General features: G+C 60.3%; 21 protein-coding genes. 4 read left to right on the top strand and 17 right to left on the bottom strand.

Going from position 1 to position 23,752, the window contains the following annotated elements:
- From ACM64M_RS08520 to ACM64M_RS08505, 4 genes are all read right to left on the bottom strand, one after another.
- Entirely contained in the window at positions 1-507 is a 507-nt protein-coding gene (locus ACM64M_RS08520) for a NuoB/complex I 20 kDa subunit family protein (RefSeq protein WP_416228397.1), read from the bottom strand.
- A 68-nt stretch (positions 508-575) separates the two neighbouring features.
- Positions 576-959, bottom strand: a complete 384-nt coding sequence (locus ACM64M_RS08515; protein ID WP_416228396.1) for an NADH-quinone oxidoreductase subunit A — start codon at positions 957-959, stop codon at positions 576-578.
- 132 nt (positions 960-1,091) lie between these two features.
- A complete protein-coding gene (locus ACM64M_RS08510; protein WP_416228258.1) occupies positions 1,092-2,333 on the bottom strand; it encodes an SMP-30/gluconolactonase/LRE family protein in 1,242 nt (413 codons plus the stop codon).
- Positions 2,330-3,760 carry a coniferyl aldehyde dehydrogenase gene (locus tag ACM64M_RS08505; protein WP_416228257.1) on the bottom strand — a complete coding sequence of 477 codons (1,431 nt, stop codon included), beginning with the start codon at positions 3,758-3,760 and terminating at the stop codon, positions 2,330-2,332. Before ACM64M_RS08505 ends, ACM64M_RS08510 begins: the two co-directional genes overlap by 4 nt.
- Before the next feature lie 163 nt (positions 3,761-3,923).
- Between ACM64M_RS08505 and ACM64M_RS08500 the strand changes: the two genes are divergently transcribed.
- Entirely contained in the window at positions 3,924-5,120 is a 1,197-nt protein-coding gene (locus tag ACM64M_RS08500) for a thiolase family protein (RefSeq protein WP_416228256.1), read from the top strand.
- A gap of 69 nt (positions 5,121-5,189) precedes the next feature.
- Here the strand turns inward: ACM64M_RS08500 and ACM64M_RS08495 are convergent, their stop codons facing one another.
- A complete protein-coding gene (locus tag ACM64M_RS08495) occupies positions 5,190-5,696 on the bottom strand; it encodes an SH3 domain-containing protein (protein WP_416228255.1) in 507 nt (168 codons plus the stop codon).
- A 123-nt stretch (positions 5,697-5,819) separates the two neighbouring features.
- On the opposite strand from ACM64M_RS08495, the gene ACM64M_RS08490 reads away from it, so the two are divergent.
- Positions 5,820-6,839 (top strand): 2-hydroxyacid dehydrogenase, encoded by a 1,020-nt coding sequence (locus ACM64M_RS08490; protein ID WP_416228254.1) that lies wholly within the window; start codon positions 5,820-5,822, stop codon positions 6,837-6,839.
- Here the strand turns inward: ACM64M_RS08490 and ACM64M_RS08485 are convergent.
- The 10 genes from ACM64M_RS08485 to ACM64M_RS08440 form a co-directional block, all read right to left on the bottom strand.
- A complete protein-coding gene (locus ACM64M_RS08485; RefSeq protein WP_416228253.1) occupies positions 6,809-7,561 on the bottom strand; it encodes an esterase/lipase family protein in 753 nt (250 codons plus the stop codon). The two genes, ACM64M_RS08490 and ACM64M_RS08485, sit on opposite strands and share 31 nt — an antisense overlap.
- Positions 7,558-8,013 carry a GNAT family N-acetyltransferase gene (locus tag ACM64M_RS08480; RefSeq protein ID WP_416228252.1) on the bottom strand — a complete coding sequence of 152 codons (456 nt, stop codon included), beginning with the start codon at positions 8,011-8,013 and terminating at the stop codon, positions 7,558-7,560. The genes ACM64M_RS08485 and ACM64M_RS08480 overlap by 4 nt, the downstream gene beginning before the upstream one ends.
- An 11-nt stretch (positions 8,014-8,024) precedes the next feature.
- Positions 8,025-8,813 (bottom strand): enoyl-ACP reductase FabI, encoded by a 789-nt coding sequence (locus ACM64M_RS08475; protein ID WP_416228251.1) that lies wholly within the window; start codon positions 8,811-8,813, stop codon positions 8,025-8,027.
- Between the two features lie 44 nt (positions 8,814-8,857).
- Positions 8,858-10,087 carry a beta-ketoacyl synthase N-terminal-like domain-containing protein gene (locus tag ACM64M_RS08470; protein ID WP_416228250.1) on the bottom strand — a complete coding sequence of 410 codons (1,230 nt, stop codon included), beginning with the start codon at positions 10,085-10,087 and terminating at the stop codon, positions 8,858-8,860.
- Between the two features lie 44 nt (positions 10,088-10,131).
- On the bottom strand, positions 10,132-10,641 hold the full coding sequence (gene fabA, locus ACM64M_RS08465) for a bifunctional 3-hydroxydecanoyl-ACP dehydratase/trans-2-decenoyl-ACP isomerase (protein ID WP_416228249.1): 510 nt from the start codon (positions 10,639-10,641) through the stop codon (positions 10,132-10,134).
- Positions 10,642-10,816: 175 nt separating this feature from the next.
- Positions 10,817-11,545 carry a class I SAM-dependent methyltransferase gene (locus ACM64M_RS08460; protein ID WP_416228248.1) on the bottom strand — a complete coding sequence of 243 codons (729 nt, stop codon included), beginning with the start codon at positions 11,543-11,545 and terminating at the stop codon, positions 10,817-10,819.
- Positions 11,542-12,669 (bottom strand): peptide chain release factor 2, encoded by a 1,128-nt coding sequence (gene prfB / locus ACM64M_RS08455; RefSeq protein WP_416228247.1) that lies wholly within the window; start codon positions 12,667-12,669, stop codon positions 11,542-11,544. The genes ACM64M_RS08460 and prfB overlap by 4 nt, the downstream gene beginning before the upstream one ends.
- Before the next feature lie 117 nt (positions 12,670-12,786).
- Positions 12,787-13,317 carry a peroxiredoxin gene (locus tag ACM64M_RS08450; protein WP_416228246.1) on the bottom strand — a complete coding sequence of 177 codons (531 nt, stop codon included), beginning with the start codon at positions 13,315-13,317 and terminating at the stop codon, positions 12,787-12,789.
- A 62-nt stretch (positions 13,318-13,379) separates the two neighbouring features.
- Positions 13,380-15,890 carry a penicillin-binding protein 1A gene (locus ACM64M_RS08445; RefSeq protein WP_416228245.1) on the bottom strand — a complete coding sequence of 837 codons (2,511 nt, stop codon included), beginning with the start codon at positions 15,888-15,890 and terminating at the stop codon, positions 13,380-13,382.
- A gap of 69 nt (positions 15,891-15,959) precedes the next feature.
- Positions 15,960-16,844 carry an N-acetylmuramoyl-L-alanine amidase family protein gene (locus ACM64M_RS08440; protein WP_416228244.1) on the bottom strand — a complete coding sequence of 295 codons (885 nt, stop codon included), beginning with the start codon at positions 16,842-16,844 and terminating at the stop codon, positions 15,960-15,962.
- Positions 16,845-17,315: 471 nt separating this feature from the next.
- On the opposite strand from ACM64M_RS08440, the gene ACM64M_RS08435 reads away from it, so the two are divergent.
- Positions 17,316-20,129: an Rne/Rng family ribonuclease gene (locus ACM64M_RS08435; RefSeq protein ID WP_416228243.1), complete on the top strand. Its 2,814-nt coding sequence runs from the start codon at positions 17,316-17,318 to the stop codon at positions 20,127-20,129.
- An 88-nt stretch (positions 20,130-20,217) separates the two neighbouring features.
- On the opposite strand, the gene ACM64M_RS08430 is transcribed toward ACM64M_RS08435, so the two are convergent.
- Both ACM64M_RS08430 and ACM64M_RS08425 read right to left on the bottom strand, forming a co-directional pair.
- On the bottom strand, positions 20,218-20,862 hold the full coding sequence (locus ACM64M_RS08430; RefSeq protein ID WP_416228242.1) for a class I SAM-dependent methyltransferase: 645 nt from the start codon (positions 20,860-20,862) through the stop codon (positions 20,218-20,220).
- 93 nt (positions 20,863-20,955) lie between these two features.
- The gene (locus ACM64M_RS08425; RefSeq protein ID WP_416228241.1) at positions 20,956-22,347 is read right to left on the bottom strand and encodes a hypothetical protein; all 1,392 of its coding nucleotides are present in this window, start codon (positions 22,345-22,347) and stop codon (positions 20,956-20,958) included.
- 256 nt (positions 22,348-22,603) lie between these two features.
- On the opposite strand from ACM64M_RS08425, the gene ACM64M_RS08420 reads away from it, so the two are divergent.
- Complete coding sequence (locus tag ACM64M_RS08420; RefSeq protein WP_416228240.1) at positions 22,604-23,623, top strand: D-alanine--D-alanine ligase family protein; 1,020 nt, start codon at positions 22,604-22,606, stop codon at positions 23,621-23,623.
- Positions 23,624-23,752 lie beyond the last annotated feature (129 nt).

The following is a 23,752-nucleotide window of genomic DNA, read 5'->3' as shown; positions in this document are numbered from 1 at the left end:
TTACCGCTCGATCGTCCCGACACGGCGGATCTTGCGCTGCAATTGCATCACACCGTAAAGCAGCGCTTCGGCGGTTGGCGGGCAACCGGGCACATAAATATCGACCGGAACAATCCGGTCACAGCCGCGCACGACGCTGTAGGAATAATGATAATAACCGCCGCCATTGGCGCAGGAACCCATGCTGATCACATATTTGGGATCGGACATCTGATCATAAACCTTGCGCAGCGCCGGGGCCATCTTGTTGCACAAAGTGCCCGCGACGATCATCACGTCCGACTGACGCGGGGAAGCGCGCGGGGCAATCCCGAACCGCTCCATATCGTAACGCGGCATGTTCACATGGATCATTTCGACCGCGCAGCATGCCAGACCGAAAGTCATCCACCACAGGCTGCCTGTGCGCGCCCATTGGAACAGGTCTTCGGTCGAAGTGACAAGAAACCCCTTGTCATTTACCTCGGTCTGCATCGCCTTGAAGTAATCTGCATCAGGCGCGCGCATTTCTCCCGGCTTTGCGGTTTCAAGCGCGGCGGTATCGGGCAGGCTCTGCGGAGGGGTGATCAGCGTGCTCATTCCCAGTCCAGCGCTCCCTTTTTCCATTCATAGGCCAGTCCGATGGCGAGGATGCCAAGGAACACCATCATCCCGGCCCAGCCGGTCCACCCAGTTTCGCCCAAACTGACCGCCCATGGGAACAGAAACGCTGCCTCGAGATCGAAAATGATGAAACTGATAGCGACCAGATAGAACCGCACGTCAAACTGGCTGCGCGCATCCTCGAACGCGGGGAAACCGCATTCATACTCGGACAGCTTTTCCGCGTCGGGATTGTGAGCTCCGGTTAACCTCGAAACGCCCATAGGCAGAAATACGAAGAGAGCCGATAGCCCGAAGGCGATGATGATGAAGAGCAGTATCGGCAGATACTGGCTCAGGTCGACTAGCGGGTCGATCACGGCGATTTCCAAGCTTGCTTGATCCCAATGCGGAGCCCCTACGCCCCTAGCAAACGCCGCGCAAGTGGTCGACTCGGGCATTCCTCCACATATCTGTTGCATAAAATCGAACTAAGCTTTGCGCTTATGTCAATGTGGGGTGGGACTGAGCGGAAGTCGCCTGATTTCGGTTGGGATCGCCTGCTTTCCATCTGCAAGCCGGCCTTCGACAAATCGGTCCCATTGCCCATTTCCGACGTAAATCAGCGAGCCTTCATCAATCGAGCCGCTCAAGGGCTCAGTCCATTCCGAATGCGCCTGTTCAAGAATGCGGTGGCTGACCACCCGATTGCCGTCCTCGGACAGGATGAAGGCGCCGATCCGCATCGGCGAGCTACCATTCTGAACTGCGATCAGCTCGTTGCCATAGCGCCACAGACCATCGACCCCGTCGAGCAGCAGCGGAATATCCGAAGTCAGGCGCGAAACTTCGAAGGTTTCGAGATCAACGATCGCGATCCCATAACGGTAATCGCTCACATAGAGCCTCGCCCCGTCTTCGCTGACCGCCAACCCCTGCGGGGAGCGGAATGTGCCGGGTTTGACAACAGGCTCTAGCGATTTCGAACCGTTCCCAAGGCGATAGACCCCGCCCCCAATGGAATCGCTCGCGTAAAGCGTCCCATCCGTTGCCGCGACCAGATCGTTCATTGACTTGGCCTGACTGTCTATCACGATAAGCTGCTGACTGCACTCAAGTTCCATGCACAGGGACATCAGGCCGGCAGCAGGTTGCTCTGCGTTAAACGGGTTCGGCACACCCGAAACAGAAGCCCAAAGCTGATCCAGAACTGGGCGGTAAACGATGCCTGAAAAGCTGTGTCCTTCGCCAAAATCGATCTGAGCGTGTTCATCAGGCGAAGTGTATTGCCAAATCGAGTTGCCTGACTGGGAAGTGACCGCGAGCGTGTTTGTGCGCGGGTCTTTCACGACGCTTTCGGTCAGGCCTGCCTCAGCTGGAAGAATCGCGATTATCGCGCTCGCTTCGATCACTTCCGCTTCGGCGATCAAACGCTCGGCGATGCGCCCTGCATCGACCCCTTCGATCAGCTTTGGGATTTGGGCCTGCGCCGCATCGCTGAAGACGTATCCGCGATCGTAAAGCCACTCGAGCGTCTCCAATGCCTTTCCGACTTCGCCTGCGGCTATCAACGGCTGGAGTAGCCTCAGGCGTACCGATCCGCTCTCGGGAAAATCCCGGGCGAGTTGTTCCAGCCCGTCGATATCCCGGATTTGCCCGGTCTCGACATCAACCGCACGCCAGGGTGCGCGATCCTCTGCTAAGGTCGGACTGGCGAGTGCCAGCGCGCAAAGAGCGACTAGCGCCCTCACTTCATCATGCCGGCCGCAGCCTTTTCGGTCGCCTTGCCATAGGGGGGCTTGAACCCGCCGAGTTTTGCAATGTCGATCTTGGGCTGGTGATAGACGCTGCGGGCGTGGCTAAACTCGCGGAAGCCTTCAACCGCATGATAGCTGCCGATACCCGACGGGCCGACCCCGCCGAACGGCAAGTCTTCCATCGAGACGTGGAAGATCACATCATTGGTTGTGACACCTCCGGAAATGGTCCGGCTAAGGACGCGTTCCTGCTCGTCCTTCTCCTCGCCGAAATAATAGAGACCCAGCGGGCGGTCATGTTCGTTGATGTAATCGACCGCCTGGTCGACGGACTTGTAGGTCATCACTGGCAAGACCGGGCCAAAAATTTCCTCCTGCATCACCTTCATGTCGTCGTTGACGTTCTTGAGGATGTTCAGCGGCATTTTGCGCTGGTTGGCATTGCCAAAATCTTCGTTGCCGGGATTAACCTCAATCACTTCTGCGCCCTTGCCCCGCGCGTCTTCGACAAGGCCCTGAAGCCGTTCAAAATGTCGATCCGACACAATCGAAGCGTAATCGTCATTTTCAAGCAAAGTCGGGTACATTGCCGAAACGCCGTTGACCACGCCTGCGACGGCTTCGTCCTGTTTGTCTTCGGGGACATACATGTAATCCGGCGCGAGGCATATCTGTCCGGCATTCATCATCTTGCCCAGTGCGATGCGTTCCCCTGCCTTGGCGAAATCAGCGCTGCGGCCCATTACCACGGGCGATTTGCCGCCCAGTTCCAGCGTCACGGGAACAAGGTTTTCGGCCGCCGCCTGCATTACCCTGCGGCCCGTCGCGGTCGAGCCTGTAAACACCAGATGGTCAAAGGGAAGCGATGAAAACGCCGCCGCCACTTCAGGTCCGCCGGTGACCACTGCAACCTCGTCGCGGGTGAAATATTCATCCACCAGCTCTGCCAGGAGCATACTGGTGCGTTCTGTAAACTCGCTCGGCTTGATCATCGCACGGTTACCCGCGGCCAGCACCTGCATCAGCGGGGCAAAAGCCAGATTGACCGGGAAATTCCAAGGGCTGAGGATGCCGATGACGCCCTTCGGCTCATACCGCACCTCGGCCTTTGCCCCCAACAAACCAAGCGGAAATTGCACTGGGCGCTTTTCGGTACGCGCCCATTTGTCCATGTGCCCTAATGCATGCTTGCCCGCACCCACCGTCGCTGCGATGTCGGTCAACATACTTTGTTCCATCGAACGATTGCCGAAATCGGCGCTCATCGCCTTGCACAGATTGACCGAGTGATCCTTGACCAGCGCCATCGCCCGCTTGATCCGATCCTTGCGCATAGCCATCGTTTCGGGCCGTGAAGCAGTGAATGCCCCGCGTTGAAGTTTCAGCAATTGTTCCAATTCATCGCGGCGGTCATCGGCCATGGCAATTCTCCCAAAGGCATCGGTTTTGATTTGCGACCAGCTTTGCGGGAAAGCGCGCGCCCTCGCAAGGTAATAGCTTATGCCGCCAATGACCGCGTTGCCTTCCTCGCCCATGCACCCTAAATCGAGGCAGACCTTCTCTCGCTTGTTTCCGGAGCTTTCCATGAGCCAGTTTTCAGCCGCCGATCCGATTGTCATCCTTTCCTATGCCCGCACCCCGATGGGTGCGATGCAGGGCGCGTTGTCCGATGTTTCCGCTACCGAACTTGGTGCGGCAGCGGTCAAAGCAGCGGTTGAACGGTCAGGCGTTCCCGCGGACAAGTTTGAACGCGGCTATATGGGCTGCGTCCTTCCTGCTGGTCTGGGACAGGCACCGGCACGGCAGGCGATGATCAAGGCCGGACTGCCCCAATCGGTTCAGGCTACCACCGTCAACAAGGTATGCGGCAGCGGCATGCAGACCGTTATCATGGGCGCAGAAGCGCTGGCCAGCGGTTCGGTTGACTATGTGATCGCGGGCGGGATGGAGAGCATGACCAATGCGCCCTATCTGCTGAAAAAGCACCGTTCGGGCGCGCGCATCGGCCATGATACGGCCTATGATCACATGTTCCTCGACGGGCTGGAAGATGCCTATGAGGAAGGCCGCGCAATGGGCACCTTCGCCCAAGATACTGCCAACGAATATCAGCTCACCCGCGAGGATCAGGACGCCTATTCCATCGAATCGCTCGCCCGCGCCAATGCCGCGATTGCCAGCGGTGCGTTTGCCGATGAAGTCGTGCCGGTGACCTTCTCGACGCGCGCTGGCGAAATGACCGTCAGCGAGGATGAGCAGCCCGGCAGGGGTCGCCCGGACAAGATCCCGCAACTGCGCCCTGCCTTTGCCAAAGACGGTACCATCACAGCTGCAACCTCCAGTTCAATCTCGGACGGAGCCGCTGCCGTGGTCCTTACCCGTGCCAGCGTCGCAGCCGAAAACGGCCACAGCCCTGCGGCCAGGATCGTCGCCATGGCGGCCCATGCCCGCGCGCCCAAGGATTTCACGGTTGCCCCGGTTGGCGCTATCGAAAAGGTGCTGACCAAGGCGGGTTGGAGTGTGGATGACGTCGATCTGTGGGAAGTGAACGAGGCATTTGCCTGTGTTGCCATGTTCGCGATGCGCGACATCGGCATTCTGCATGACCGAATCAACGTCAACGGGGGCGCAACCGCGCTGGGCCATCCCATTGGTGCATCGGGCACGCGGATCATAGTCACGCTGCTCAATGCCCTTAAAACGCAGGGCAAATCGCGCGGCGTCGCCAGCCTGTGCATCGGCGGCGGAGAGGCAACCGCTGTGGCGGTCGAGCTGGTTTAAGAGCGTTTGCGCTAAACAAGCGCGGATGAAAATCAGATCGCCATCCGGATATGCGCGGGAAAATCCGCGCTATTCTGGCACTTCCAACTCACCCGCGCCCCAGAGCCGGTCCTGCACCACCCAGCCTGTGCGTCCGCCGGCTTCGATCTCGCAAAAGCCTTCGCGGCAGCGGATCAATGCTGCGACAACGCCCGGTTCTGCGCGCCATCGCAGCGGGCTTGCCGCGGTCGGTGCCGCGCGCAGTTCCGCCAAACCTTCGCCAATGATCATTGCGCCCAATGCCGTGCTAAGCTGACTGCGTTCGATCCAGCCTTGCGTGCCTTCGGGGTCCTCCACCAGACGCCACCCTTCGCGCAGGCGCACCACCCGCACCGGCATTCCCTTACGCCGGTAAACCCATTCAATCGGATAATCCTGACTTGGCCCTGCGCGCATATTGACCTCGTCAAAGCGCAGGCTCGCCCAATAGGGCGCCTCGCGGTCCTGCGCATATGCAGCGCCTGCCCACAACCCAAGGGTCAATGCCAGCGCCGCAGCAATGACACGCAGCGACGCGCAAATTTTGGAAGCAACCATGCCGCGCTGATAGCGCTGCGATGGTTCATCATTCAAGCCGGTTCCGCTCTCGCCCACGCGGTTTGTCCCAATCAACGTTGCCGCCGCTTGACCAAGATGGGCGAAACCCATTAGCGCAGGTGCATGGCTCAGACGCACCCTGCCCCGCAATTTTCCAATGGCAAGCCAAAGGTCGTGGTTACCCGTCATCTGATGCCCAGTGTCGAGGCACGAATGAGCGAGCTTTACGAGGCCGTGCTGAACCCTGACGACACGCCCATGACGCGCGAAGAATTGCGCGCCGCGATGGCGGATTGCGATGTGCTGGTGCCGACCGTCACCGACCGGATCGATGCCGAGATGATCGCGGGCGCTGGGGACCGTCTGCGTCTGATCGCCAGTTTCGGAGCGGGAACCGAACATATCGACCTCGCCGCTGCCGCTGCGCGCGACATCATGGTCACCAACACGCCCGGCGTTTTTACCGATGACACCGCCGATCTGGCCATGGCCGGCATTATCGGGGTGCCGCGCCGCATCCGCGAAGGCATCGCTCTGGTTCGGCGCGGAGAATGGACTGGATGGGCGCCGTCCGGACTGCTCGGGCGTAAATTGAGCGGCAAGGTGCTGGGTATTGTCGGCATGGGCCGCATCGGACAGGCAGTCGCCCACCGCGCCCGTGCCTTTGGGCTTTCGGTTGCCTATTATAGCCGCAAGCCGCTGCCGCAGGCCGCCGAAACGATGTTGGGCGTAAAATTTGTGGGTGATCTCGATACGCTGATGGCGCAGGCCGACATTCTTTCCCTGCATTGTCCACTTACCCCGGAAACACGCGGAATGATCGACAAGCGGCGGATTGCGCTGATGCAGCCGGGATCGTGCATCATCAACACTGCACGCGGCGAATTGATCGATCAGGAGGCCTTGATCGCAGCACTTTACACAGGACAACTGGCAGGCGTAGGGCTGGACGTTTACCCGGAAGAGCCGAACGTCGACCGCCGCTTGATCGATCATCCCAACGTCATGACCCTGCCCCACATTGGCAGCGCCACCGCCGAAGGGCGCGAGGATTCGGGCCACAAGGTGATCGCCAATATCCGCATGTGGGTCGACGGCCACCGCCCGACCGATCAGGTGCTGACGGCATTGGTGCGGGGCTGATCCTCGGTCACTCGCTGACCCATCGCCAGTTCCTGCGTCACGATCTGGACGACCTCTTCGACCGACCGCCTGCTCGATCCGAGTGCAAAATGCCGCGCCGTGACCAGATGCGCGCTGTCACGTTCCTCGCCCTTGCCCCAGGCACAGCCGCGCCCGATCACCCCCTCGTTGAGCGCTTCGACAGCGACAGTATGAACCGGCGGCTTCACACTCGGATCATCGGGCAGGCTGGGTTCATCGACCGTGTGGTCATTGAGCGCATTGTAAAGCCGCCATGCGTTGTTGGCGTGCCGGTCGCCTGAAAAGGGCGTGCCCAGCGTGACGACCATCTTAGCCTTTTTCGGGTGGCGCTGAGCCAGAACGCGGGCATAGATCCCACCAAGGCTCCAGCCCAGCAGAACAACCGGTTCAACGTGGCGCTGGGCAATCTCCTCCAGACGCCGCTCGGCCCGTGCCATCCGTTCCGGTGTTACACCCGTCACGAAGCCCAATTTCGATCCGTATACGGGAAAGCCATTCGCCTCGAGCGTCCTTCGCAGGAGCGAGGTCGAATTGTCGCTGGAAACAATGCCGGGAAAGACGAGGACGGGCGGCAGATTGCCTATCGCTTTGAAATCGAGATCGATCTTGCGCGCCCGGCGAAATCGGCCAGCGGCAATGGCACCCAGCCACGGCAACTCGCGCAGCCAAAGCGAGAATGGTGGGGGTGTCTCTTTGCTCATGGGATGGCAAGCGCAAACAGCTTGTTGAATTCGCCCGCGCTGTACCCGGCGAAATCCGAGCACGGGCGAAATCCGAAACTTTGGTAAAGCTCGGTCGCCGCCGCGAAGGGTTCGCCGCTGCCGGTTTCCAGCTTCACTTCGGCATATCCCAGTTCCCGCGCACGGTCGATCAGGTGTTTAAGCATAGCCTTGCCTACGCCCTTCCTCCTCGCCTCGGGATGTGCGCGCATCGACTTGATCTCGGCGAAATCGCTATGCTGTTTGAGCGCGCCGATGGCCAGCAGCCTTGCATCATCCCACGCGGCAAACACCTCGACGCCCGGTGCCGTCAATCCCGACAGGTCGAGTGCATGGTTTGTCCCCGGCGGCGAGAACGCCAGCATCTCGCGAAGATGCAATTCGATCAGCGCCACCACCTCGGGCTCGCTCAAATCGGTGCGCCGAATCTCCATCGCCGCGCCGCTTAGAGATTGTCGAATTGCGGCATGCCCAGAACGTGGAAGCCGCCATCGACGTGAATGATCTCGCCAGTGGTGCAAGCCCCGGCATCGCTGCACAGATAGACCGCGGTCCCGCCCACCGCCTCCAAGGTTGCATTGCCCCCAAGCGGGGCGTTGGCTTCGGTGTGCCGGTACGTCTTGCGCACCCCGCCAATAGCGCTGGCAGCGAGCGTTTTCATCGGGCCGGGGCTGATCGCGTTGACCCGGATTCCCTCGCGGCCAAGATCATTGGCGAGGTAGCGCACGCCAGCCTCAAGCGCGGCCTTGGCCATGCCCATTACATTGTAATTGGGGGTGACCCGGCTTGACCCCAGATAGGTCAGCGTCAGCACGGTGCCGCCATGTTCCACCATCATCGGATGCGCTCTGCGCGCCACTTCGATCAGGCTGTAGGCCGAGATATCCATTGAGTTCTTGAAGTTCGCGCGCGTCGTGTTAAGGATGCGGCCAGACAATTCCGCTTTGTCGGAATAGGCAATCGCGTGGATCACGAAATCCAGCCTGTCCCACCGCTCCCGCAGCGCGCCGAATGCGGTATCGAGTGAGGCGTCATCTGTGACATCGACATCCAGCATGACATCTGAGCCGACGCTGTATGCAAGCGGTTCAAGACGCTTGCCAAAGGCTTCACCTTGATAGGTAAAGGCAAGTTCGGCACCCGCATCGGCGCAGGCTTTGGCAATTCCCCAGGCGATCGACCGGTCGTTGGCAACGCCCATCACGAGACCGCGTTTTCCTGAAAGCACGCCCATGTTCAATCACCCTACCCAACGGCACCTAAACCCGCAGCGCGGGCCTATCCGTGAAATTTCGACAACAGCATCGAACCATTGGTGCCGCCAAACCCGAAACTGTTGGTCATAACCGTATCGAGGCCCGCATTCTCCACCAGCTGCGTGGCGATCTCCTCCGGCCTCAGCGCCGGATCGAGAGTCTCCACATTGATCGAAGGAATGATGAAATCGTGCTCCAGCGCCAGCAGGCAATAGATCGCCTCTTGTGCGCCGGTGGCTCCTTGACTGTGACCTGTCATGGATTTCGTCGAACTGACCGGCGGGGTTACACCTTCTCCAAACACCCTGCGCACCGCCTCGATTTCTCCCACATCGCCGACCGGGGTCGAGGTGCCATGAGCGTTGATATAGCTGACCTTGCGATCCTCACTCAGCGACCGGAGCGCCCCGCGCATTGCGCGTTCCCCGCCCTCACCCGAAGGTGCAACCATATCGGCACCATCGGAAGTGGCGCTAAAACCGGTGACCTCGGCGTAAATCTTCGCGCCCCGCGCCAGCGCATGTTCGAGCGCTTCGAGCACCACAATTCCGCCGCCGCCGCCGATTACAAAACCATCGCGGTCAGCATCAAACGCGCGCGATGCCCGCTCCGGCGTGTCGTTATATTTGCTCGACATAGCGCCCATCGCGTCGAACAGACACGACAGCGTCCAGTCCAGCTCTTCGCCGCCGCCGCCAAACATCACATCCTGCAGACCCAGCGCAATCTGCTGGGCCGCCAAGCCGATGCAATGCAGCGAGGTGGAGCAGGCTGAGGTAATGGAGAAGTTCATCCCCTTGATCTGGTAAGCCGTCGCAAGGTTGGCGCTTACCGTCGAAGACATCGTCTTGGGCACTGCGAATGGCCCGATGCGTTTGGTCGCACCGGTAGAAAGCACCGTCTGGTGCGCCGCGAGCATGGCCGAAGTGGAAGGGCCGCCCGATCCGGCGATGACCCCGGTCATCGGGTTGATGACGTCGCTTTCCGTCAGGCCCGCATCGGCAATCGCCTGTCCCATGGCGATATAGGCATAGGCGGCACCCGGCCCCATGAACCGCAAGGTGCGTTTATCGACATGTTCGGCCAGATCTAGATCGACCGTGCCTGCGACTTGCGAGCGGAAACCATGTTCGGCCATGGCTTCGTTGAAAGTGATGCCGGATTTGCCCGATTTCAGCGCGGACAGCACCTCATCCGAATTGTTGCCAATCGAGGAAACAATCCCCAGCCCAGTAATGACGACGCGGCGCATATTCCCCTTTTCCCGCCCCAAACCTGATCCGGACCAAGGCCCAATCAGGCTTCAGATAGGGCGACTTTCATATCTTTGACTTGATAGATGACCTCACCATCGGCCTCAACACGGCCATCAGCAACCCCCATGGTCAAACGCCGCGATTGCACGGCCTTGGTGAAATCAACGTGATAAGTGAGCATCTTACGGTCAGGCCGGACCATACCGGTCAGTTTGACCTCGCCCACACCCAAAGCATAGCCGCGCCCCTGCCAACCGCGCCAACCCAGATTGAAGCCGGTCAGCTGCCATAATCCGTCCAGTCCAAGACAGCCCGGCATGATGGGATTGCCGGGAAAATGGCAGTCGAAGAACCACAGATCGGGGGTGATATCGAATTCTGCGACGACATGGCCTTTGCCGTGCATGCCGCCATCGCCGGAAACATCGGTGATCCGGTCCATCATGAGCATTGGCGGTTCGGGCAATTGTGCGTTGCCGGGGCCGAACAATTCACCCCGCGCACATTTCAGCAGATCTTCACGGTCAAAACTGGTTGGAAAATCTGTCATTCCCGGCCGAACTCCTCACCTGCGGCAACTCAATGGACGCCGCGCCTAGCATCCCGCTTTGTTGATGGAAAGGGCGCGGGGCCCGGCTGGTTGATAACTGAGGGCGGTGCCGGAAATCTCGCGGCAAATACTGAATTCGAGCATTCATGCTCGGACCCATCGATCAGCCTGACCTCTATGTGTTGGCACAGGCCTTTATCGCCTGTGGATCGCTGCGCGCCTCGCCGCGCTCAAACCGCGCAAAATATCCTTTGATATCCGGGCGTTCGACAAATTCGACCAGCCTGTATCCGACCGCTTCAAATTCGCAAAACAGCAATCCGGGCGGAATGCCGTGTCGCCCTGTGGGCCGGTCAACATCGACAACAATGATCTGACCACCGCCAGCCAGCGCGGGCCACATACGCCACAAGAACGCATAAGGTTCAGTCACTTCGTGATACATATGAACAAGAAATATGCGGTCAAAACTGTCTTCGGGAAGTTGCGGATCGTCCGCCGCGCCCGGCTTGATCGAGATATTTTCCAGCCGCTCGCGCTCGACCCGGCGCCCCAGCCGTTCCAGCGCGTCGCGGTCGATATCCTGCGCCAGCACGCGGCCATCCTTGCCGACCCGCTCTGCCAGACGCACGGTGTAATAGCCCTCCCCCGCACCAATATCCGCGACAGTCATACCGGGACGAATATTGGCAAGGTCCATCACCACCTGCGCCTCGCCCCGCTCGTCGCGAGCGTCCTCGTTGGAGAATTGGTTGGAAACGACTTCGGAAACAGGCCGGTCAGGCAGCGGAAATTCGAGCGCGGTTTCGGGCCGATTCGGATCAGCGCCAATATCGTTGCAGGCCGCAAGTCCGGCGAGAACCAGCAGGCAGAGACATGCCGCGCTGATCCCTCGCGGCTTCACTCCACATCCTCCACATCGACAGCCTCGCCCGTAACCTGCTGCGCGAGAGCGGCGGAGATGAAGGCGTCAATCTCGCCGTCGAGCACCTTGTCGGGCGAGGTGGACGTCTCGCCAGTGCGCAAATCCTTCACCATCTGATACGGCTGCAGGACATAGGAGCGGATCTGATGGCCCCAGCCAATCTCGCTCTTTTCCTGATATTCACCGCTGGCCACTGCTTCGCGCATCGCCATTTCGCGTTCGAACAGCCGCGCTTTCAGCATGTTCATTGCGGTGGCGCGGTTCTTGTGCTGGCTGCGGTCGTTCTGGCTCGCCACCACGATTCCGGTCGGTTGGTGGGTGATGCGCACGGCGGAATCGGTGGTGTTGACGTGCTGACCGCCGGCGCCCGACGCACGGTAGGTGTCGATCTTCAGGTCTGCGGGATTGATATCAATGTCGATGTCATCGTCGATCACCGGATAGACCCAGACGCTGGAGAAACTGGTGTGCCGCTTGGCCGCGCTGTCATAGGGGCTGATGCGGACGAGCCTGTGCACCCCGCTTTCGGTCTTGGCATAGCCATAGGCGTTCTCGCCCTTGATCTGGAGCGTGGCAGATTTGATCCCGGCCTGATCGCCCGATTGATATTCCACCGTCTCAACCTTGAAACCGCGCCGCTCGGCCCAGCGACCATACATGCGGAACAGCATTTCGGCCCAATCCTGCGATTCGGTGCCGCCTGCGCCTGCGTGGATTTCGAGATAGGTGTCATTCGCGTCCGCTTCGCCCGAAAGCAGCGCCTGAACCTTGTCCGCATCGGCGCGTGCGGCCAGTCGTTCGAGGCTTTTGAGGCCATCATTGATGATGCTTTCTTCGTCCTCAGCCTCGCCCATTTCGATGAATTCGACCGCATCGCCCATTTCGGCGGAGATTTCGTTCACGGTCTTGACCGCGTTTTCGAGCAGTTTCTGTTCGCGGCTGATCGCCTGCGCCTGTTTGGGATTATCCCAAAGGGTGGGGTCTTGAACCCGCGCATTCAGTTCATCGAGACGGCGCAGAGCGCGCTCCCAATCGAGCGATCGCCGCACCAATTGAAGCGCCGCCTCGATCCGGTCAACAAGAGCTTGGGCCTCGGCCCGCATAAACTGTCCTTCAAATTTGATTGGCTGGATAATCTGGCTGCCCCGCTTAGCGCGGAGGCTGCGATTGTAAAGCATCGCCGTGGCGGGCGCAGCCTTGCCCGGCGCCTAGCGACAGGTTCAGTTGGAAAGCGCGCGAACCGCCGCCAGGGTGCGCGCGACATGGCCGCGGTAATCGCTGTCGGAATGGACATAGGCAATCCGTCCGTCCTGCGCGATGACGTAGGATGTGCGCGATGCAAGGTCAGAATTGCCGCGCGCCACTGCATATGCGTTGATCAATCGCGCGCTCGCCGAACCCACCGCAAAGGCATCGCGGCATTCCTCGCGGCTAAAGCGTTTTAGCGTTTCAATATCATCGTTCGACATGCCGATCACGCTGGCCCCGGCGGCGCGAAATTCGGGCATCGCCTCGGCAAAGGCGTTGGCTTCGAGGGTGCAGCCTTGAGTGAATGCCTTGGGGTAGAAATACAGCACGACCGGCCCGCGCCGCAGCGCCGCCTGAAGCGAGAAACCGAACTCTTCCCCCGCCAGCGCAGCGCGGGCGGTAAAGGCGGGCGCGTCATTGCCCACGGCGAGCTGCGCTGATGCCGGAACGGCAACAGTAATCGCGGCAATAGCGGCAAGCGCTGATGTGAATAGCGTTCTCATATCTTTCCTAACCCGCCTGCGTCCGTCTGGTTTCCGCCGCGATTGAAACTGCAGCGAAGCGATCAATATATGCCGCCTTGCTCTTCGACAAAGTCGGCAGGCTGGCCCTCTGCCCGTTCCGGCCCGGCGGCAACAGCGCGGCGCGAATCGCGGATGAGGTTGAGGATTTCATCACGCTTGGCCGCGATTTCATCCTGACGGGTGGCGCGTTCAGGCTCCGAATCGGGTTTGAACGCCTCCCAGATGATGTCCGAACGCGGGTCGCCCGTGGGCCAGCCATCGAGCACCCGTTTGCCCGTGCGCCGGTTGACGCGAACCATCCGGATCCCCTCGGGTGCAATCGCCGGCAAAGCGGTCCAGCGATCACGCGAGTTTTCGATCAGATCCTTGAAAATCGGCGCTGCGATGGTTCCGCCAAAGGCATAGCCGCCCATGTTGCGCGGATTGTCGAACCCGACATAAACCCCTGCGATCAAACGCTGGGTGCCGCCGACGAACCAGACATCCTTGGGCCCCGTGGTCGTGCCGGTTTTGCCAAACAGCGGCAGGCCAAGGTCGCTGAGCACGGTCGCGGTGCCGCGCGTCACGACACCTTCGAGCATATGCATGGTCTGAAACGCGGTGCGCGCGTCCATTGCCTGTACGCCCTTGATACCGAAACGCGGCATCGCGCTGCCATCATATTCGGGCATGTTGCAGCCATTGCAGGCACGGTCATCGGCGCGCCAGATCACCCGGCCCTGCCGGTCCTGCACATAATCGATCACAGTCGGTTTGTTCAGCCGACCATGATTAGCGAGCGCGGAATAGGCCGACACCATCCGCAAAACTGTCGATTCCTCTGCGCCCAGTGCGGTCGCAGCAAAGGGGTCTGGATCGTCAGAAATGTCGAGTTTCTCGATCGTTTCGACGACATTCTCCATGCCCGCCTGCATCCCGATCTGGACTGTCATGATATTCTGCGATTGTTCGAGCCCGTAACGCATCGGGAATTGCCCGGCGCGGCCGCCGCGAATGCATTTCTGGCCAAGCTGGCGGCCCTGATAATAGCAATAGCTGGAATTATCGATCTCGGTCGACGGCGTCATGCCGTTGTCGAGCCCGGTCGCATAGACAAACGGTTTTATCGTTGAGCCCGGTTGGCGCAGTGCCTGCGTCGCGCGGTTGAAATCCGAGAGGCGGTGATCGAACCCGCCTTGCATCGCCAGCACTCGCCCGGTTTGCGCGTTCTGCACCACCATGCCGCCCTGCGCCTCGGGTATGGTGCGGACCCGGAAACCGTTGCCCTGGGGGGACACTGCAATGACATCGCCCGCCTTTAGCGCATCGGGCAAATTGCTCAGAGGTGCCTCATCGCCGTCTGCAAAACCCACTGTCGCCGCAGAGCCGCTGCGCTGTGTCACAACGCCGACGCGCCAGTCTTCGTAACTGATGCTGAGATAGGAGCTGGCGAGTTGGCCTGCCCAATTGCCATCATCCATATTGATGGTCGCAATCGGCCCGGTCCATGCGCGCCCGCCGTGATAGCGCAGCAGGCCCCGCCGCAGCGAATCGCGCGCCGCATTCTGCAATCCCACATCCAGCGAAGTGCGCACCCAGAGGCCGCCCGCATAGACGCTGTTCTCGCCGTCCTCGGCGCTTTCGCCGAAATCCTCGATCAATTGGCGGCGCACTTCTTCGAGGAAATAGCCCGCATCGGCGCTGCGTTCGCTGCGCTGACGTGCCAGACCAAGCGGCTTTGCCGAGGCCGCGCTGCGTTCGGCTTCGGTGATGAAGCCATTGTCCGCCATTTGCGCCAGCACGAAATCGCGCCGCTCTATCGCGGCCTGTTCCTGCCCCTTGCGGCCATAGCGTTCGGGCGCCTTGGGCAGGATGGCCAGAAACGCGGCTTCGTGCAGTTCAAGGTCGCCAACGTCCTTGTCGAAATAGGCGCGCGCCGCAGCCTGAACACCGAATGATCGCCGACCAAGCGGAATTTCATTGAGATAGAGTTCCAGAATTTCCTGTTTGCTCAACACCCCTTCGATGCGGCTTGCCAGGATCATTTCCTTGAGCTTGCGCGTGACCGAATATTCATCCCCCAGCAGCAGGATCTTGGCGAGCTGCTGAGTTATCGTGGACCCGCCCACCGCGCGTTCGCCCGAACCATATTTGGTCGCGTAATCGAAAACGGCATTGACCGTGCCCGGAAAATCCACGCCGCCATGGCTGAAGAAGGTCTTGTCCTCCGCCGAAATATAGGCGTTGATGAGCGGTTCGGGAAAATCGCCAAACTGCAACTGAACTCGGCGTTCGCGCGCATAGGAATGAACGATTTCGCCATCGATGCCACGCACCACCGTGGGCAGCGGGGTCTGGTAACCGATCAGGCTTTCGGCCTCTGGCAAATCGCTTGCGAGGAATAACCACGCCGCCACCCACAGCGCCGCTAGTCCAGCAAGGGCAAATGCGGCCAGTTTGAACAGCCAGCTCGACTGCCATTTGTCCACGAACCAGGTGACCGCCATCTCGCTATCGCGGGAAAGACGAAACCGCAGATAATCGCGGAACGGAGTGGTTGCTGTGTCAGTCATCTGCCGCGCGATTTATCGTGCTTCGCGCTAGATTGCCAGCAGCAGCTTCTCCGTCCGCACATTCGCACCCTAAGGCAAAGCCCGGCGCGCAAAATAAACACGAATCGCGCGGGCCAGTGCCTGTGCATATTCCTGTCGCCCTTGCTCCGTCATCAACCGTGCGCGATCCGCGTCATTGGTGACAAAGCCGCTTTCGAACAACACACCGGGGACGTCGGGCGCGCGCAGCACTGCCAAAGCCGCAGAGCGGCGCGGCTGGGGATGAAACCGCACGCGGCCATCCCCTTCGCGCGCGATCAAAGCGGCAAATTCAGTCGCGTCTTCCTGCGTGCGTTGCTGCGACAATTCCACCAGGATCGCGCTGACTTCGGCGCTTTGTCCCTCGATCGTGATGCCGTTAAGCGCGTCTGCGGCGTTTTCACGTTCGGCAAAGCGTGCCGCTGCCTCGCTCGATGCCTCATTGGACAACGTATAGATGCTCGCGCCTTCGACATCCCGGCGCTCTCCGGCCGAATCCGCATGGATCGACAGGAACAGATCCGCGCCTAGCTGCCGGGCAATTTCGGGACGCTGAGACAGCGTAACAATCCTGTCGGTGTCGCGGGTTAGCGCCACGCGGATGCCGCCTTCCTTCAGCAATTCATCGCGCAGCGCCAGCGTCAAAGCCAGCACGATGTCCTTTTCCAGCACCTCCCTGCCGCCAGCGCCGCGCCCGATGGAACCGGGATCGCGTCCACCATGCCCGGCATCGAGCACCACCAGCGGGCGTGCAGGATCTTCTGGCCCGGCAATCGCGGGGAGTTCCAGCGGCTCACCTTCTGGATCGAGCAGAAAGCTGAGGACATAATCGCGTCCCCAATGGGGCACCGGAATAATCACCCCCGCAGCCATTGCTCCGCCAACAATCAGAGCCGGGACCGCCAGGATCAACAAGAGGAGCGCACGTACACTCATGACAATCCGGGCTTAGGATGTTGCGCCCTACAAGCGCAATAGAGTTGCGGCGCGTAACCCACGGTGCTAGCGCTTGTTTTCGAAACGGGGTTCCTTGTGCCATTCGGCGACAACATGGTCCGCGCTTTCATCCACACGGCAGACCGCACCAATTGGTTCACCAATTCGTTAAAGGGTCAGCCGCCCAACAGGTTGATGCAGTGACGAGACGCTACTCCTCGCAAAGGTATGGCCAGCGCCCAACAGGCGCCGAAAGCCTTGTGAGGACCCACCAAGGGTACAGCGCGGAAACTATCCGCACTCTCGTCGCAGCAGACACGAACATCGCGCCCGTGCTGAACTGTCACACGCGCGCTTCCACCAATACCGGCCCGCAGACCGCCATTGCGGATCCTCAGGCCGATTTCACTCATATGACACGCCCCTTGCGCCGACTATCGGCGCGAAGATCGGGCGTTTGGAGAATATTACATGGCAACGCGCATGCTAATCGATGCGCGCCACTCGGAAGAAACCCGGGTGGCGGTGCTCAAAGGAAACCGGATTGAGGAATTCGATTTCGAATCTGCCGAACACAAGCAGATCAAAGGCAACATCTACCTCGCCAAAGTAACCCGCGTCGAACCGTCCTTGCAGGCGGCATTCGTCGATTTTGGTGGCAATCGTCACGGTTTCCTAGCGTTTAGCGAGATTCACCCGGACTATTACCAGATCCCGCAATCGGATCGGGAAGCATTGCTCGCCGAAGAGGCGGAGGCAGCCGAAGAAGAAGCGCGCCTGCGCGCCGAAGAAGAAGAGGAAGGCATTTCTCCGGGCGGCGAATATGACGCCGACGATGAAAGCGCCGGGGCCTTGGCTGAAGACCTTGCCGAAGATGGCATGGAAGAAATAGACACTTCGGAGAAAGACGAGGTTTCCACCTTCGAAGGCGGCACATCGGATGATGACCGCGACGACGACGGTGAAGACAGTGACGCTGAAGACGGCGACGATGATGAAAGCGACGAATCGGCTGGATCATCTTCTGATGAAGACAATGACGAGGATGGCGAATCCTCGCGCCGCGGCCGGAGAGGCGGCGGACGCCGCCGTCAGGGCGGAAAGCGGCCCCAGCAAAAAGGCCGCAGCCGCGCCAAGGAAGTCGACGAAGTCCGCACCAAACGCATGGCACTGCGTCGCCGTTACAAGATTCAGGACGTTATTCAGCGCCGTCAGGTGTTGCTTGTTCAGGTCGTAAAGGAAGAGCGCGGCAACAAGGGTGCAGCGCTGACCACCTATCTCAGCCTCGCGGGCCGTTATACCGTGCTCATGCCCAATTCCAGCCACGGCGGCGGGATCAGCCGCAAGATCAATTCCTCGTCGGACCGCAAGCGTTTGAAACAGGTCGTGTCCGATCTGACCTTGCCCAAATCGATGGGCCTGATCGTGCGCACCGCCGGGATTTCGCGGACCAAGACCGAAATCAAACGGGATTTCGACTATCTCGCGCGGCTGTGGGATGAAATTCGTCAGACGACGCTGCGTTCAACCGCGCCCAGTCTGGTCCATTCAGACAGCGATCTGATCAAGCGCGCGATCCGCGACATCTATAACCGCGAGATTGAGGAAATCATCGTCGAGGGCGAGGAGGGTTACAAATCCGCCAAGGCCTTCATGAAAATGCTGATGCCCAGCCATGCCCGGCGGGTTAAGGCCTATTCCGATCCGGTGCCGATGTTCCAGCGATACGGCGCGGAGGATCAATTGCGGGCGATGTACGATCCGATGGTGCAGCTCAAATCGGGCGGCTATCTGATTATCAACCCGACCGAAGCGCTGGTTTCGATCGACATCAACTCGGGTCGTTCGACCAAGGAACATGGGATCGAACAGACCGCGCTCCACACCAATCTCGAAGCCGCGCACGAAATCGCGCGGCAGTTGCGGCTGCGCGATATGGCCGGACTGGTCGTGATCGATTTCATCGACATGGAATACAATTCCAACACCCGCAAAGTTGAAAAGGCGATGAAGGACGCGCTGAGATCAGACCGCGCGCGTATTCAGGTTGGACGTATTTCGGGCTTTGGCCTGATGGAAATGAGCCGCCAGCGGCTGCGCACGGGTGTGCTTGAGGCGACCACGCGCGAATGTCCGCATTGCGACGGCACGGGCCTGGTGCGCACCGCATCCTCTGCTGGCCTTTCCGCGCTGCGCCTGATCGAAGACGAAGCGGCCAAAGGCAAAGGCACGCTCATCAAACTCGCGGCAAGCACCGAAGCGGCAATCTATCTGCTCAATGAAAAGCGCCATGAGCTGGTCGAGATCGAGGAGCGTTACGGCGTTTCGATCGAAGTCCAACCCGAGGGCGAAGATGAAGGCGCGAAAATGACCGTGTCGAGCGCCGGACCGCGCCCGACACAGGCACCAAAGTTCGAACCGATCATCGACGATGACGACGATGACGATTTGCCTCTCGAAGATGAGGACGGCGAAGACGATGAAGAGGGTCAGGACGACGCTGGCCGGAGCGAGTCGGGTCGGGGCGATTCTGACCGCGAAGATGGTGCCCGCAAAAAGCGCCGCCGCAGGCGCGGCGGACGCGGGCGCAGCAAGAACTTCCGCGAAGACGGCGGAGAAGGCGACGAAGCCGAAGAAAGCGAAGCCGAAGAAGCTGCGGATGACGTCGATGATGGCAATCGCGGTGAAAGCGGCGATGGCGGGGAAAGCGCAAGCACTGCGGATGAGGATGACGAATCCAAACCCCGCAAGCGCCGCCGCCGCGGCGGCCGAGGACGTCGCAGAAAGGCCGAAGATGGCTCAGAATCTGCAAATGCTGAAGTAAATGCGGAAACAAATGCTGAAGAACCGGCTGTGGCACCGCAAGAGGCCACTTCACAGGACGCTGGCGATCCGGAAGTAGCGGAAGCCGAGGCACCCGCAGCTGAAGCGGAAAAGCCCAAGCGCAAACGCGCTCCGCGTAAGAAGAAGGTCGAAGAACCAGCAGGTAGCGATACGACAATGGCTCCGGCAGAGGCTCCAGCAGAGGCTCAGGCCACTGCCGATGCCGATGCCGCACCCGATGCCGAAGAAAAGCCCAAACGCAAACGCGCCCCGCGCAAGAAGAAGGTTGAAACGCCCGATCCTGCGCCAGAAGCAGAGGCAGCGGCAAAGGCTGAGACAGCGGCGGATATGGCCGCTCCTCCGCCCGCGCTTGAGCCAGCAGAGGCCAGTGTAACGGCCGCTGATGACGGCGATAGCGGATCGAAAAAGCGCGGCTGGTGGCAGCGCACCTTCGGCGAATAAAGCTAGCGGGCGATAATCCGCATGATAAACGAAAGGGCCGGAAAGCATCGCTGTCCGGCCCTTTTTCGTGCGACCTCGTGTTCGATGGCTAAAACCCCGGACGCCGGGCAATGCCCCATTCGTTCCACATGGCGAATTTCGGTGCCTTGGGCAGATAGCCCTGCCCCAGCGGCTCAACATCGAAACCGGCGCCGCGAAACGCCGAACCGATGGAGCGTGTCAGGTGACAGCCTCCGGCGAGGCGTTTCCACATAGGTTCGATCCGTTCCTGCCATTTGGCGACGCCGCCATCGGGTGCGCGGCCATGTTCCAGAAACAGAACTTGACCGCCGGGCCGCAGGATGCGGCGCATCTCGCTCAGCACCCGTTGCGGATCCTCGACAGAGCACAATGTGAACGTGCACACCACCGTGTCGAAATTGCTCGATGGGAACGGAATGTCCTCCCCCTGAGCCTGCCGCAAAGTGGCGGGCCAGCCCTTCGCTTCAGCGGCGGCGCGCGCGCTGTCGAGCAGCACTCCATGCGGGTCGATCCCGGCGTAAGACGAGATCGCCGAGGCGTCATAGAAATCGTGATTGATCCCGCCGCCGCAGCCCAGTTCGAACACATCGCCGCGAGCCAGCGGCACAATCGCGGCGCGGCGCTTCATCACCTGCCCCGTACCGCACGCGCATTTGATAAGGCGCGGCATGATATGCGCATCGTACCAGTTACCAAGCGAATCAAAAGCCATCGGACGCGATCTCTCCCCTTACCGCGCGGCAATCGGGAGAAGATACGCGATTGTTACTCTTGCGATACGCCCAAGTGACGGAACGTTACGCTATCATTGCGTTTTCGTAGTCAAGTGTTGCAAAAGACCCGCAATTTTCTGCATGTCGCGCGATAATTCCACCGCGATGTCATTGGCATCCATCGCTGCCCAACGGGTGATTTGCGGCATCGACAAACCAATCCTCAGCGTCCCGCCCCAACCGCCTTCATCCAGCGCGACACACTTCACCGGTTGCCCCAATCGCACCCCTTCCAGCGCAAGTTCGCGGTGCAGGCTTTGCGCTTGCTCAAATGTGGTGAGGCCGGGCAGATTGCTGACATCGATCGTCGCCAGAGTGCGCATTTCGATCGGCATCTCCTGCGCAGCACCGCCCGGTGTTATCCGCCGCACGTTCAGCGCAGAAATCAGGTGCTCCGCCAAGGCGTCTTCGAAAGCGGCGATGATCGCTGACACCTCAGCCATCGACAATTGCTGAAACTTCTCGGCCTCGAACAGCGCCGCCTCCAGCCGCAGGGCCAGTGGCAGGTTCTCGCCTTCGGGCAGTTGTTCCGCCCCGGCCCACCCTTCCGGCCACTCGGCGCGGCGAAAGATCGTGGCAAAGCCGCTCGGCAGCGGCGCAGCGGCTTCCATCAAGGCAGCGGGAAACAACGCCCAGCCATTGAACGGCGGCGCTCCGATAAACTTTGACCCGGTCATCAAAACAATCGCCCCGCGCGCCAGATATTCGGCAATCGCCGTGCTGGTGATGCGCGCCTGACAGGCATCAATCACGAAGGTGACATCGGCGCCAAAACGAGCTTGCAACGCCTCAATATCGTGCAGGCCAGGCAGAACCAATCCGGTTTTTGAACCGTGCACGCCGTGGACCAGACAATGTTTGCCCGCCGCGCGCGCTGTTTCGATCTCGCGCGCCATTTCGGCGATAATCTCGGCGCTCTCGCGTGCTTGCCCCGCCCCGCAGCGCACCGGAACATCAACCGTAGTGATCTCTTCGCACCCCGCCACATCGCCGGCCGGTTCAACCGTCAGACCCAGCGCAGTCTCACCGGCAAAATAGCGCCCGCGTGCCGAATGGATGCAGCCGCTGCCGATTTCATCCGCGCCCAGCAGCACATTGTGCACGCCGCCCGCCGCCTTGCCGAACACCGCAGCCAGCGCAGCATATTCAAGGTCGGTGCCCGAAGGCGCAAACACAATCCGCGTGTCATCGGAAAGGCTAAAGGCCGCACGTATTCGCCCCCGCAGATGCTGCAACCGCTCCGCGTAATCGGCGCTCTGATCCACCAGTGGCAACAGATGCGCAAAGGCCTCTGGTGAAATATCGCTGACGGTGGAAGAGGAATAGGCAATAATATCGCGCGGATAGGGCGCCGACAGATAGCGGTTCAGCCCGGTCGCAGGCTCCAGCGTGATGCGCGCATCGCCGCCCTCTGTCAGAAGCACGGCGAGCCGTTCTTCCGGCGCACCCCAGGAAAGCCCATCAAGCAGGCGGTTCAGCGTAAGCTTTGCAGCAATGTCAGTAATGGCGAATGGTCCCGTAAACCCGGTAGAGGAGCGCCGGGAATAGTGGCGGTGAGCGCCATAGAAAAGCCATCACTGCCATTAAAATGCAAAATAATCTGGTGCGCCGCCTTGCGAAGGATTAAAGCGCGCGGCCTAACCGCCTGATCACAATCGCCCTGCGATACAGAAAGCTGACATGCCGCACACGCTCACCCCGCTCAGCATCCCTGCCGAAGCCAAAGCCCGCCTCAAAATCCTGTTCATCGCCAAGAATGCCCTGTGGGAAGGAGACCTGCACCCAACCGACGGCAATCACGCGCGTTATCATCAGGAAATGCGCCGGGTGCTTGAAGGGCTGGGGCTGAACCTGACAATCAGCCAGACGCATGACATTCTGTTCGATCCGCCCAAAGGCATCGATTTCGTCTTTCCGTTGCTCAACCGCGCCGGGTTCTTCAATTCGGAAATGCTGCTGCCGCTGCTGTGCGAGCGCGCAGGCATCCCCTATCTGGGCGCAAGCCCGATCCTGCGCGGATTGTCTGACGACAAGCATCTGGCCAAGCGTGCCGCTGTCGATGCCGGGATTCCCACCGCACCCTGGGCGATCTATCGCAAGGGCGCGCCAGTAACTCCCGACAAATTGCCCGCCGCGTCGCGCTATGTGGTGAAGCCCAACAATTCCTCTGCCAGTTGGGGGGTGGAGGACGCCTATGACTGGGACGGGGTCGCCGCCGCGGTAAAGCGGATCCACGATGATCCGGCGAACGGCGGACAGGACGCCATTGTCGAACCCTTCATTGAAGGCAGCGATGTCGAAGTGCCCGTCGTGACGATTGGCGGCGAACCGCAAATCCTTCCGATGCTGATTTTCCGTCAGGCCGACCCTGCGCATCTGCGGACCTATTACGAAAAGCGCGATCTGGTCGATCGCAGCCAGAAATATTCGCTCGATCCGTTTACGCACCCGGAAATGTCCGCGCGGATTGCCGAACTGACCAAGGCGTGCTGGGAAGAATACCGCCCGTTTGATTATGGCCGGTTCGAATTCCGCGTGAACGAAACGACTGGCGAGGTGACATTCCTCGAACTCAACCTCAACTGCAATCTGTGGTCAGAAAAGGTGTTCGGCCGCGCGGCGGTGATGGCCGGCTGGACGCAGGAACAATTGATCGAAACGCTGTTAGCCGAAAGCCTCGCACGGCATGGATTGATGTAAGGGCGGCTGTGCGGTCAAGCGGCTGCGAAGCAGGCGTTCGGCTATCGACCCTATTGCTGCCACGAAATCCTTTGCAACCCCCGCTCAGCCTGAGCCTGTCGAAGGCCGCGCACTGACATCGCCGGCGCT

It is taken from the genome of Qipengyuania sp. ASV99 (assembly GCF_047872805.1).
GTDB lineage: Bacteria > Pseudomonadota > Alphaproteobacteria > Sphingomonadales > Sphingomonadaceae > Erythrobacter.
This window is presented reverse-complemented; position numbering and strand designations above follow the sequence as displayed.